We start from the raw sequence: 14,576 nt of genomic DNA, 5'->3' as shown, positions 1-14,576 counted from the left end.
TATCAATTAATCCTTCAAACCTTCCACCAACCATCCAATTCACTCATTGAATTTGGACTTGTAATTTTGAGTTTGAATTTTCTATTCTTTCACCACCTTTCGGTTCACCACCATCCCGTCATAATTCAAGGACAAGAAATACATACCCGTAGGCAAAGATTGAAGGTTCAGTTCCATCGTATTTGCCCCCAATTTACCTTGTTGAGATTGCTGCAACAGCACCTTTCCGTCCACACTATACAAGCGAATTGTAGCAGTTGCCGCACTTGTAGTATTGAAGTCCAACTGAATGAAATCCTTTGCAGGAACAGGTTTCACCACAAAAGAAGCCAACAAGATGTTTTCCTCCTCAATGTCGGTATATTCAAACATATTGGAACAGTCACTTGCATCCGTCACCTCCAAAGTAATCAACTCACCATCTTGCAGTCCTGTAATCGTAAACGATTCGCCATGAGCCACATTACCTGCTACATCACCCGTTGATAACACCACCATCGAATAGTCAGAACCATCCACTTCTGAGCTTCCACCAGTGATGGTAAAAATAGCATCCACACGATTTGGAGTTGCACTCGCATCGTAAGCAACACTTGAAGCAATTGGATTCAAAAAGCGAACTGGAGCACCCACTGCAAAGGTTGTACAAGGGTCTTCCAAATCGGGTGTGCCATTGTTGTCTGCATCAGGCCCCACGATAGCCGATACATAATATCGAGTCACCGTAGAAGGAACATCGTTGGCATCAAAACGTCCCATCACATCCACTGCAAATACCTGTCCAAGCGTAGTACTTGGGCTGTCGTGCAAAACATAAGTCAATACATCACCCATACTCAAGTTTTCACCCGAAGTTTGAATATTCGTTTGGCTGCCATCACAAATCCATTGTTCCTCCGAAGGCATTGTTCCTGCATTTGCTGCACAAGCCGCACAGTTGAAATTGGTCGTCACTGCCATTGTTCCACAATCTACGCCCGCATTGACCGCCGTTGTACTCACCACATTGAAGGTAACAGCCGATTGATTGCCAGGCTCTGCGGTCATCGTTACCACCGTACCTGCCGAATTTCCGTTGATGGCAAAATCGCTACACGTTGGAGTCGCTTGCAGCAAACATCCACCATCCAATAAGACTACATCGGCATCAGGCAACGGATAAACCGTCACATTCACCGTTTCCGTTGTAGAACTACCATCCAAACAGTAAGCGGTGACGGTATAAATAAATATTTGAGAATCACAGCCTGTAAGGGTTTCCGAAATCATGATTTGTGTGCCAAGTACAGGATTCGGTAAAGAAGCCGAAGTCCATTCTACTCTATCCAATTGATTGTTTGGGTCGTTGATGCTAACCTGCAATTGAAGTTCATCTTCACTGCAAATACTGAAATCCACTGCTGATTTGCCAAATTCTACAATGCTGCTAATCGTTGGACATTCAGGCAATACACAACTGTAATTTTCGGTAACAACTACTGAATTACAAGCCATTGGAGCGTTGGGATTGGAGACATTGAAGAAAACGGCTGAATTGTCGCCATCAATATCCGTACTCACTACTGCCGTTTGACCTGCTGCTAAACCTTCAATCACAAATTGAGAACAAGCAGGGACTACACTGATCGTACAACCGTCTGCGCTCACATTTGCAGTAGCCGAAACCTGCGGATAGTAGGTCACCATCACTTCTTCGCTGACCGTAAACCCATCGTCACAAATTGCATTTGCCGTATAAGTCACTACTTTGTTGGAGCAGTTAGTCACGGTTTCTGACACCGAAATATTTGTGCCTGTGCCGATTACCGAACCATTTACCGACCATTCCACCTTGTCCAATTGCATAGCAGGGTCGCTAACCGTCACACTCAACGAAACATTATCGCCACTACAAGCATCCATGTCATTTGAAATGTTGCTGATAGTCGGGCAAGCCGCACAATTGACGTTTCCAGTCAAAGAAGTCGTACATCCAAAACCATCCGTTACGATAACAGTGTAGTTGTGAGGGAAAACAATGATGTTGTCGCCGTTTTTGCTCGGAGAATTTGCAGCCACTTGATAGCCGCTACCAGAACCGCCCGAAGCGTTGTTGAGGTCAATTTGAAGCGTACCAGAAGCTCCTCCAACTGCACAATCCACGTCTATCGCCACATTTTCAATCGCACCATACGCATTTACACAGTAAGAGTTGTCGGTCAAATCAAAACACACACTTGCATTGCCGAGAGCCGTATTCAAACTGCTCAAACTGCTGCCTACAAAAGTGTTGGGATTCACACTTCCGCCATCGTTATACTTCAATCCATAAACACAATACTCTCCCCCTGTTGTTGCCGTAAATGCACCATTGTTGCTTATTGCTGCAATGGTATTACTGCTGGTTACCACAACATAAACGTAGGCATCTGCACCAAATCCAGAAGGAATAACTGAGAAAGAAGGAGCTGCAAAAACGAAATTACTGCCTGACAAACAACCTTCTGTCACCGTTGGCGCAGTCAAAACACCCGCATTGGGCGTACAAGCCACATCGCAGTTCACAGTACCCGTAAGCGTCAATTCACAACCCGCTTCGTCGGTCAATAAAACGGTGTAAGCATAAGGAAAGCTATTGATGGCATCTCCGTTTTTATCGGGCGAATTGGCTGCAATGCTCACTGTGCCACTGCCTCCTGAAACGCCACTCAAATCTACTGAGAGCGTTCCCGTTTCGCCACTTGGCGAACAAACAATACTCACCAAAGCTCCTTCAATCGGTGCAATAGCTTCCAAACAATACGCTGCATCATCGGTAAGCGCATAGCACAAATCTGCACCTGTCAAATCGTTGCTCATCGAAAAAGTGGATTCTCCAACGAAATCCTCCAAACTCATACCCGCCAATTGAAGGGCAGCCGCATTGTAGGCGATTCCATACACACAAACCGTTCCTACTTCGGTATTGGTATAACTTCCGTCCGTGCTGATGGACTTGATGATGGAAACTGCTCCAGAACTGGTAATCAAATATGCATAATCAGGCGTTCCAACTGTTCCATCCGAAGGGTTTTCGTCAAAACCAACCGATGCTGCAAAACTCCACATTCCTGTTCCATCGCTGCAAAGTTCAGTAACAGAGGGAGCTTGTGGCAATCCTGCAAGAGGCGCACAACAATCTGGTGCAGTGAAACCATTGAAGGTAACGCTGCAATTATCGCTTTGTCCTGCGATACTGTTTCCGATAGAAATGGTGTAGGTGTTGAAGTTGGTGATGCTCACATTTTGTATGGTGTAAGTATTATTTGCTGCATTGTAAGTAGCGGTCAATGTACCGCTTGCATCTTCAAAAACATACTCCGCTCCCTCCAATACTGGATTGCCACCATTGTTGGCACCGCCTTGCAAGCCAGTTACTACGATGTTGTAAGTATTTTCACCCAAAGCACATACAATGTCCACATTGTCTGCTTCAATTGGGTCGGTCAGCCCTATTTGAAGTCCATCGCCAATGATGCTACATTCGTCTATCAACATTGGACTGTTTTCGTATTTATTCGCCAAAAATGGGATGAAATAGTACGTTCCTGCATCCAAACCGTCTGTACAACTGTGGGTAAAACTGTACGAATCCAACTCGTTGGCAAACAAAACGTCTGCCGAATTGATGGCTGCCTGTACACCTGCAACATCATCAGTTGTAGCGATTGCCCATGCCAATCGGAAGCTTGTACAATCGTATTTTGCGCCACTAATAACGACATCAATGGTTTCATTGCAGCACAACAAATGGCTTCCAACTGTATTGGGAGTACCTGCTGAGGCATTTACCAACAGAGCAAAGGATAGGTCCACCGCTGCATCGTTTCCTACATTTCCATTCACAGTTGTCCAATCTGTAAAGCCTTGATCCAATAGGTTGTCTGTATCTCTGAATACTGCTGGGCTGAGGGTTTGCACGTTCGTTGCATTCCAAAACCACTGTCCTGCGTTGGTGAAAGACATAGATGGCACAATGCTAATCCAATATTTCCCAGGATTGAGTTGGAGAGAGGTAGGTAATGGGAGATAGAAGTTCGGATTGGAAGGGTCAGTGGGGGTAATAGTAGCACTGTATGTTGGAACAGGACTTGGCTCACCAAAGAAATCTACGCTGATTGTTACCTTTACATTGTTGGCAACTCCATCTGCTCGATTGAAAGAACCTGTAACCTGAATAGCATCAATGGTCATACCACCATTCGGAACTGCAAAATCGTCTGCTGCTTCGAGAGTTTGGTTGCTGAAATCGGGAAATGACTGAGATGGAGGACCATTGATATTATCTATTTGATTTACCAAATCGGCATCACAGTCTGGCAAAATGGTAAAACCTTGTATAACTTGACAACCTGCACCGTCTTCAATCACAATGGTATAGTTGCCCAATGTCAAACCCATCAAATCCACTGAAGCATTTTCCCACAACATGATTTGTTGTCCAGCAGGTACTAATTCTGTATTGGGGGTTGCATCGTTGAATATGCTCACCGTATAAGCTTCTGTATGGTTGGGTTCATTGCTGAGGTAGTCGTCAAATGGCAAACCTCCATTAAAGGTGATGGTCGTTGTTGAAACATCATCCGAACAGCTTTCGGTAAGAACATCTGCACTCAATGCAATGTACTGTTTGACGTAGGTACCTTGTGTACTTACTCCTGCACATTCTTCAGTGTAGCTATTGTCAAAGTTGATAATCATTGGGGCGAGATAGTAGGTTGCACCATCTCCTTCGACAGGCAAACTGACGGTACCTTGTCCTGTTGCGCCCATAACTTCTGTGCCATAAAAGCCCAAAAAGTTGGTATCATCTGTCAAGTCATCATCGTTTGGTGGACTACCAGGAAGCACTGCTGCATCTATTGTCGTTTGTCCAAATGGATCTTCAATGACCCATAGACCCCATGCAATGGTTTGGTTATTGGTATCATAGGAATAAGGGCCAATGGAACTGATGTTGAATACCTCTTCATTTCCACATACTTCAAACGGATTGTCGGCTGTACCGATTGTAGAAGAAAGACCACTTGACACATTCGGCAAGACATTGATGGCTACTTCATCCGTACAGATAAAACCTTCACAATCTGCTACTGCTGTATAAAAGACAGTGCCTCCTGTACTGGGCGTTACTTCAAGTGTTGGGGAAGTTCCTACTGAAACACCTGAGACTTCCCATCTCAAAAACTGACAGTCAAAACCACCGTCTCCATCGTTGATAACCAATGAAGCACTGTTGATGGTTGGAGGAGTAGTACCTCCATATAAGCATCCAAAATCCATGACATACAACACAAAAGCACTTGAATTTTCACCCAAAAAACTACCTCCTCCAGAGCCTCCATCGAAAATACCATCAAAAGCACCGCTTGGTTGCCCTGCGGTAAAACATACATTGATGGTATTGCCGCCATTTCCATTGAATCCACCAATAATACCAGTTCCTATCCACAAATCTTCATAGGCTCCATTGTTATGGTCTATACTTAGGTAAGTTCCATTGTTATTGGCAACCGAGATATTGACACAAACTTGTTTGATAGAACCTGCGCCAGTTTGATTGATGGTTGTATTGGCTGGAGGCACACTGAAAGTAAATGCGGTGACATCTACTGAAGGTTGGGATGTCAAAGAAATACATCCTTGTATCGCTCCAGTTAAATTGGTTGTTCCAATTGTAGCAGTAGTCGTTTCATCACTTGCGCCAATATTTCCTAAACTTGCATTCAAGGTAATGGTTTCGTTCGGACAAGTGGTAATATCTACTCCTGCAAAAATTCCTCCTTCGCAGGATGGACAAGCATCTTCTGATAAGGTGACGGAAATGGTTTGTGTAAAAGTATCGCTACCCAAAGAATTGTTTACTTGCAAAGACACTTGAATCGTGCCACTTGTACCTGTAAGGACTTGTATTTCTGGATTCCTATTGCTCGAAGAAACGATGTCTAAGCCAATATTTCCATTTAGTACCGTAAAACTCCAAGTCCATTGTGTAGGATTGTCTTGACTTGTGTCTGTAAATTTGATTTTTCCGTTGGTAGGGCAAAGCACTAAGGGGTCAGGATTGTAGATAAAACTGGCAATTGGCGGGTCTGTAATCGGCGTACATTTCACCTGTCCCAAGTCATTGTTTCCAAAATTGGATCGAAAACCAGATGTAAGTAGGGTTTCCATTGCTGCTTGTTGCCCTTGTGAAAATAGAATCAAACAAGCATCGGCGGAGTAATCCATGTAGTTCATATACATAATACCTCCCTGTCCAACGGGAGTACACTGATCACCAAGAGGAGGAAAACCTGACACATTGCAGAAAAATTCACTGGAACTTTGGAACTGGTTGGGGGTATCAAAAATGCCATCACCATTTGCTTCTCCACACCCATTTTGAGTTCCCCAAGTATGGTACAAACTCAGCCAGTGACCTACTTCGTGTGTGGCTGTTCTGCCCCAATTAAAATTTGGTTGAAGAGCGCAACCAGCACATGGACCACAGTCGGGACTGGAGGAACCAAAATTTTCATATTGAATGACAATACCATCTGTGGCAGCTGGGCCATTGGGCAACTGGGCAAAACCCAATATTCCACCGCCTCCAATGGACGGAACAATCCAAAAATTGAGGTATTGGTTTCTATCCCAAATAGGAGAGATTTCCCATATATCGTTGCTTCCTGCTGTATTTTGAAAGGATGGGGGAAAGTCGGTGGGTAAACCTACTAAGGAACGGCGAATAATTGCCTTTTCTCCGTCCACCAAACCATCAGGATTGAGACTTGCACTTTGTGGATGGTCAAAAGTGGCCAAACAAAACTGAATACAGGTTCCGTCACTTGCAGCATTGGCGATTGCGGCTACCAAATCTTTGTTGCCATCACCATCTAAGGCTTCAATAAGGTCTTGGTTGGTTCCTCCATAATCTGTATTCAATTGGCAGATTTGTGATTCTATCTGTGCTTCTGATATATTGGTTACAGGCTGATTGGGGTTGTACAGTACATGCACAACTACGGGAATGGTGATAGTTCCTCCTGTTGGACAAGCTACTTCTTTTTTTTGAAGCACTTTTTCATTTGCAGTGTTGTGTATCTTTGATAAATTTTGCTCTATTGTTTTTTGTAAACTTGGATTTTGTTCATACATTATCTCCATTGCCTCCATAGTAGCACATCTGTGCTGAGCATAGAGTCCATTGCTCCATATTGTGACAAATAATAAACAAAATGCCCAGAAGGGTAATACTAATCGCATAGTTAATTATGTTTTAAAATAGATTGAATACTAAAAATTGATTTTAAAAGCCATTAGTGCATTAAGTAACTACATTATTGTTAAGCTATTAACAAAGTATAAATTGATTCATTTCTAAAAAAAATCCATTCTCAATGTAATGAGTATCACAGATATTTTTTAGCATTGGGCTGACAGATATTATAAAATCTGCTATTTGTTAAATTTTGAGGCTGCAATTTAGCTAAAATAGGTAGGTTTTGAAGGTAAAAAATGGTAGAAATAAAATATCTAAATTTACGCAATATAGACTTCTCTCCAATTCTACGATTCATTTTATTCCCAAATCTATTTCATTTCTTTTCGACTAAAAAAGAATATTTATTACCTTTAAGGTAGTTCCAAATAAAAAAATGAATTATTCTGAATTGTAAGATCAATCCTACAAAATTTCATTACCTAAGCCAAAAATATCAAATAAACCTATGAGTAGCACTACCATTGAAGTAGCCAAATATATCCATGATTTACTATACGAATACAGTTCTGTTATTGTTCCAGACTTGGGCGCATTCAGTACCCGCAACAAACCAGCAACAATCAATGAGGAAAACCAGACGATTAGCCCTCCTGCTAAAACTGTGGTTTTCAATGAAAGATTGAAGGTAAATGACGGTATTTTGGTAGGACATATTTCCAAAATGGAATCCATTCCGCCCTCATTGGTGGAAGATGCCTTGAAAAAATTTGCAGCAGAAACAAAAGCCACGCTACAAACAGGGGAAGCCGTTTCTCTCGGCAATTTGGGGACACTTCAATATCAAACAGAAAAAGGGATTGAGTTTTATCCCACATCTGACCTTAACCTATCGCTCAATTCTTTTGGTTTTCAAACCTTAGAATTGCCTACCATTGCAGCAACTACTCCACCTAGTAGCAATGACAACATTGGAGCGGCAGGTATTGGTGGGACTTCTGACATGGATTTTTCTTTTGATGAAGAAAAAGAACTACCCAATGAAGAAGAAATTCCCAATACCCCCATTGAAAAACGCACTGTATCTTCTGTATTGGCTGAAAATGCTGAAAACCTCCCTCCTGTTATTCCTCCTGAACAGCGTCGTAGAAGTGGCGGTGGATGGTTTTGGCTCTTACCATTGCTTATTCTCGGTTTGTGTTTTTTGTTGGTGATGCAACTTAGCAAAGGGGATAAAGAAGATGGTATGACAACCAATGATACACAAACAGAAGAAAATTCTGGACTGTGGAGTATTCCCCCATTCAGTTGGTTTGCAGGTGGTGATGATAAAGACGAACAATTGGTGGATAACACCAACATCGATTCAGGAAACACTACTGAAGAGCAAGAGGAAAATACAACTACCGATGAAAGCAATACCACAGAAAGTGGTAATGCTTCTACTCTCGATGGAGATATTGAAACTGTTGACACAGATGAAAATACTGCAAGCAACGATAAAGTAGAAGATACTTCATCGAAAAATACAACAGAAACGAATACCAAAACTACTGAAAACAGTAATGATACAAAGGGCGATAATTCCGCAACAGACAATGGTTCCGACTCTAATACAAATACTTCAACAACAGACAATAACTCAGATTCAACAACCGAGGAAGACAATTCAATTGATTCTGCATCAGGTTCTGAAAATGTCACACTTACCAATACCTCAGCCCTCAACAGCGTAAATGTAACTGAAGCCAAAAACAATGAGTATGTAGCCTCTAATGCTCCTAAAGGATATTATATCATCGTAGGGGCTTTCAAAAGCCAATCAAACGCCAACAAAGCAATTAGCAATTTAAAAACAAAAGGCTATGAAGCTCATGCACTTCAATCAACGTCAGGTTACTATAGAGTTGGAATATATGGATCTGCGGATGGTAAAACGGCCAAAGAGCGATATGATTCTGCTCGTGCAAACGAAAATGCAAAAGCTTGGATGTTGAGCCTTCAATAAAAAAACAATTACTTTTTTGTCCAATGAACAGCACTAATAAATTCATTGTGAAAAACTTACCTCTTCAAAAGTAGTTAAATCCAATAGCGTTTTAACTACTTTTTTTTATTATACTTGTTCCATATCAGAAAAAATCCTACCTTAATACGGCATTTTTCAGTGACCTGAACCCTATCTTTCTCGTCCACACTAATACCCACCTACAATGAAAAAATACTTTGTAAATACTATAAAATGCAACCTTATAAATCATAAATAGACTTAACCTATGAGCAGACTATTTTACATAATTGGGCTGATTGCTTCGGGATTGGCTTTTCTGTATTGGTTTGACTGCGAAAATCTCGATGCTTGTGAAGGCTTCGGATTATTCGCACAACACGCTGGAGAAGCCAAAACAGATACACCTCCTATACCAAGCATCACCTACCCAGGTTTTACGGTAAAAGATGGCGATAAACAAGTCGTATCTCTAAAAGACCATTTCCGTTTTCCTAAATCCAATGCACGTCCTATGTCTCCCGCCGAACTTCAAAAAGCGATGGGCGATATGAAAACGTATGTTCAACAAAACCCCAATAGACAGTTGGAGGTAGTAGGATACTACAACGACCAAGAAGGAAAACCTAGTGATCCTAAATTTACGAATTGGGGATTGGCAAGAGCCGATCAGCTCAAACAACAGTTGGTCAATACGGGTTTCCCTGCTTACCTGATCATTCCTACTGCAAAGAAAGACAATTCTTTACCATTCAAAAATGACACTTTGTATGGTGGAATAGAAGCATCTTATATACCCCGTGCTACTCAAGCACTCATCATCAAAGATGCCGACAATCCCGTAGCACAATCGAGTAAAAATCTATGGTTCTTGAACCCCAATTCAGACAATAACAATGTCAATGACTTCGATAAAGAATTTCAACAAATAGCGGATTACCTCAAAAAGAATCCCAACCGAGAAATTACACTATCAGGAAGTTACCACGATGATGCTACCCAAAAACTCGGAGAAGACCGAGCAAACATCATCCGAAAAAAGATGGAAACAATGGGCATTAGCCCAAATAGAATTGAAGTAGTCGCTAAAAAAGATCCTTATCTACACGTTTCCAACGACACCATTTACAGTCCTATCGAATTTTTATTCAAAGTATCGGAAGCCACTGCAAAAGATATTTTGGCAGAAAAACGCCCACTTCGCTTCAATAGCAATAGTGCGGACTTGCTCCTTTCCAAAGAATTGCAGCAATACCTCAACGATGTCAAAACCTTTTTGCTGCAAGATGCGAGCAAAAACGTATTGCTCACAGGACATACCGATAGCGACGGTAAAGACGATGTGAATGTAATATTGGGCAAAAAACGAGCAGAAGATGTGAAAGTACGCTTGGTCAATATGGGAATTGCAGCAGACCGCATTACCACTGCTTCTAAAGGAGAAGCAGAACCCATTGCACCCAACAACACCTCAGCGGGCAAAGCTCAAAACCGCCGTGTGGAAATCATTGTCCAATAACCAAAAACCATTACAATAAAATTTATAACTCTTTAAAGCAATAAATATGTTGATATTACTAACTCGAATAATGCACTGGATACCAGGATTGCTCATTGGCTTAGTGCTACTCTGGATCTTTAGTTGGCTATACTGCAAATTGTTTTGCCAACCCAACACCGAAAAACGTCTAATCAGTAAACACAAATCGGAAGTAGATGAAATCAAATCCCGTTTGATGTTTTTGCAGTCACAATACGACAAACTCCTCAAAGACAAAGAAACCGTAGATGCTGACCTACAAACATGTAGAGACCATAGCAAACAATTAACGGCAGAATTGGCACAAGCAAACCAAGAAAGTGAACGTCGCAAAGACAGAATTGTAGCGTTGGAACTTTACCAAGCCAAATATGAAGAAACCCACAAAAAATACCAAGATACTGAGGCCAACTTCAACAATATGCAACTAAGTTTTGGACAATTGCAAACCGACCATCAGGGATTGAGAAGCGACTTGTCAGAAAGAGATAAAGAAATTGCAGGCTACCGTTCAAGCATCACCGACCTCACTGTTTACAAAGACAAGTACAATATACTACTGCCTCGTAGTGAAAAAATGGAAGCTGAACTAAAAGAATTACGAGCTGCTCTAGAAGCAAAAGAAACAACCATTGGAGAACAGAAAAATAGCATTTTTGACTTAGAAAAATACAAAACCGAAGTGCTAGCACTCGGCAGCGCATTGGCTTTAGCGAATACTGCAAAAGAAAGTCATGAAGCTACAAATGCTAAACTTCAAGGTGAATACGATTTGTTGTTAATCCAATCGAATAAATCAAAGGCAGAAACCTCAAAATACCTTCAACTTCTGCATACAACTGAGCAAGAACTACAAGACAAAAACCACAATTACGGTATTTTAATGGCGCAAGCCACACAACTGCAAGAAGATTGTGCTTACTACATGAATCGTTTGGATGCAGGGGAAGAATCTTACCAAGAATTAGCCGAGCAGTTACGAGACAAAGAACACGAATACAGTATTTTGATGGCACAAGCACACCAATTGCAGGAAGATTGCGCCTTCTACCTCAATCGTTTGGATGCTGCGGATACAATGCATGAAAAACTGACAGACCGAAATAACGAATACAGTATTTTGATGGCACAAGCACACCAATTGCAGGAAGATTGCGCCTTCTACCTCAATCGTTTGGATGCTGCGGATACAATGCATGAAAAACTGACAGACCGAAATAACGAATACAGTATTTTGATGGCACAAGCACACCAATTGCAGGAAGACAGTGCCTTCTATCTTAATCGTTTGGATGCTGCGGATGAAGCGTACCAAACATTAACAGGAGAGTTAAAAGTCAGACCGAAATAACGAATACAGTATTTTGATGGCACAAGCACACCAATTGCAGGAAGACAGTGCCTTCTATCTTAATCGTTTGGATGCTGCGGATGAAGCGTACCAAACATTAACAGGAGAGTTAAAAGTCATAAATAGTGAATATGATGTTTTGATGGCACAAGCGCACCAATTGCAGGAAGACAGTGCCTTCTATCTCAACCGTTTGGATGCTGCGGATGAATCATACCAAACATTAACAGGAGAGCTAAAAGCCAGAAACAGCGAATACGATATTTTGATGACACAAGCACACCAATTGCAGGAAGATTGCGCCTTCTACCTCAATCGTTTGGATGCTGCGGATGAAGAACACAATGAATCAAAAGAAGCCTATGCCATTTTATTAGAGCAGGCTACCCAATTACAAGAGGATTCAGCCTTTTATATCAATCGTTTAGATGCTGCCGAAAACACATACAATGAATTGAAGGCAGAAAACGAAGATACCCAAGAAGACTACGATATATTGAAAGCGCAAGCCAACCAATTACAAGAAGATTGTGCATTCTACCTCAATCGTTTGGATGTTGCGGATGAAGAACACAACGAATCCAAAGAAGCCTATGCCATTTTGTTGGCACAAGCTACCCAACTACAAGAAGACTGTGCCTTCTATCTCAATCGCTTAGATGCTGCTGAGGCAGAACACAATGAATCAAAAGAGGCTTATGATATCTTGTTGGCACAAGCTACACAGCTGCAAAAAGACTGTGCAGAATGTTTTGACAAATTGACCACTGCAACAAAAACGGAGGAGAAAGAAACAGCTCCAACTGCTTATGGGATAGGTAATATGGATGATGAAGAAGCCCTATTGCTGCAAATCAGCGACAAATCTGCCCACATCAATTTCGATCGGATTGGACATGCTGAAGAAGGCGATAGAGATGATTTGCCCCGCATCAAGGGAATTGGGCCTTTCATCGAAAGGAAATTGAATGCACTGGGTATCTTTACCTTCCGTCAAATTGCAAACTTCAATGACGACGATATTCAAGATGTCACCAAAGCCATTGAGTTCTTTCCTGGACGCATCGAAAGAGATGGTTGGGTCCCACAAGCCAAAGCCATTTTGGAAGAGTTTGGAGATGACAAACAACTGTCCGAAATTATGAAACTATCCCGCCAATTCGATTTTGAGCGAATCGGAAGGTCTTCATTAGGTGAAAAAGACGAATTGCAGCGAATCAAAGGTATTGGGCCTTTTATCGAAAAGAAACTAAATGCAATGGGCATTTACACTTTCCGCCAAATCTCCAACTTCACATCAGAAGACATTGACACGGTTACTGAAATTATCCAATTTTTCCCTGGGCGCATCGAAAGAGATGACTGGGTGTCACAAGCAGCCGAATTTGCGAAAGAAAGCAAAGCCTAAATAATATTCAAAATCAAACAACAAACTCAAATTCAAAAATGGATTTGGGTTTGTTGTTTTTCATTTTGACTTGTACTTTAATCTTCATTCATTTATGGCAAGTACATCAACTCAATTTGGCATCGTTCACCTCGCCCTCATTCCCATGCGAGCCGAAGCCTCCGAAAAAAGCGAAATGGTCAGCCAACTCCTATTTGGTGAAACCTTTGAAGTATTGACACAAGACCGCCAATGGGTAAAAATCCAAACAACTTTTGACCAATATCAAGGCTGGATTGACGAAAAACAGTTCTTACCCCTCGCCAAAAGCAACCACCAAAACATTGAAGCACAAAATGCAGTTCATGCATTAGAAACTATTCACTCTGTATTGCATATCTCCGAATATTTCCCCATTATCATAGGGAGTCGCCTGCCAAACTTCGATGGTAGGAAAACACACTTCAACGACCTACATTATACCTATTTAGGAGAAACCACTGCTGCATCTGCAAAAGAAAAAGCCAATCCACAACAAGTTATCTCCTTTGCTTTCAACTATTTACACGCACCCTACCTTTGGGGCGGACGCTCACCTTTTGGAATTGACTGCTCAGGATTGACCCAAATGGCATTCAAACTTGGCAACATTGCCTTGCCTCGTGATGCCTATCAACAATCCGAAATTGGCGAAACCATTGAAGAATTTTCGCAGGTCAAAGCAGGAGATTTGGCTTTTTTCGACAATGATTCAGGTAAAATTATCCACGTAGGTATTGTGCTGAAAAACAACAACATCCTCCACGCAAGCGGAAAGGTGAGAGTCGATAAACTGCACGAATCGGGTATCTTCAATGTGGATTCCAAAAAATATTCGCACAAATTGGCTTCTATCAAACGACCTGCGGACTTTTGACTCAACGGTAACAAACTCCCAATTTCTGTCATTAAGTCTTGAAATATCACAACTTCAATGCAAGTTACTTTTGAAGAAAAGCAGACATTCTTACTCCAACAAAAGATTGCTTCAAAGGCAGAAACCAATTAACTTTGTCAGCTAAAACATTT

The 14,576-nt window shown here is 41.6% G+C and carries 6 protein-coding genes; 5 read left to right on the top strand and 1 reads right to left on the bottom strand.

Annotated elements, in window-relative coordinates; all coding sequences use genetic code 11:
* Positions 1-81 precede the first annotated feature (81 nt).
* Positions 82-7,266, bottom strand: coding sequence for a zinc-dependent metalloprotease (locus R3E32_25150; GenBank protein MEZ4888039.1), 7,185 nt, complete (start codon positions 7,264-7,266; stop codon positions 82-84).
* A 464-nt stretch (positions 7,267-7,730) separates the two neighbouring features.
* Here R3E32_25150 and R3E32_25145 point away from each other — a divergent pair, with 464 nt between their 5' ends.
* The 5 genes from R3E32_25145 to R3E32_25125 all read left to right on the top strand — a co-directional run bounded on the left by R3E32_25145 (position 7,731) and on the right by R3E32_25125 (position 14,424).
* Complete coding sequence (locus R3E32_25145) at positions 7,731-9,230, top strand: SPOR domain-containing protein (GenBank protein ID MEZ4888038.1); 1,500 nt, start codon at positions 7,731-7,733, stop codon at positions 9,228-9,230.
* Positions 9,231-9,498: 268 nt separating this feature from the next.
* On the top strand, positions 9,499-10,749 hold the full coding sequence (locus R3E32_25140) for an OmpA family protein (GenBank protein MEZ4888037.1): 1,251 nt from the start codon (positions 9,499-9,501) through the stop codon (positions 10,747-10,749).
* A gap of 70 nt (positions 10,750-10,819) precedes the next feature.
* Entirely contained in the window at positions 10,820-12,121 is a 1,302-nt protein-coding gene (locus tag R3E32_25135; protein MEZ4888036.1) for a hypothetical protein, read from the top strand.
* 16 nt (positions 12,122-12,137) lie between these two features.
* A complete protein-coding gene (locus tag R3E32_25130; GenBank protein ID MEZ4888035.1) occupies positions 12,138-13,529 on the top strand; it encodes a hypothetical protein in 1,392 nt (463 codons plus the stop codon).
* Between the two features lie 94 nt (positions 13,530-13,623).
* Positions 13,624-14,424: a C40 family peptidase gene (locus R3E32_25125; protein MEZ4888034.1), complete on the top strand. Its 801-nt coding sequence runs from the start codon at positions 13,624-13,626 to the stop codon at positions 14,422-14,424.
* Positions 14,425-14,576: the final 152 nt, after the last annotated feature.

The organism is Chitinophagales bacterium, assembly GCA_041392475.1.
Taxonomy (GTDB): domain Bacteria; phylum Bacteroidota; class Bacteroidia; order Chitinophagales; family UBA2359; genus JAUHXA01.
Note: the sequence above shows the minus strand (reverse complement) of the source record. Positions and strands in the feature narration are given on the sequence as shown.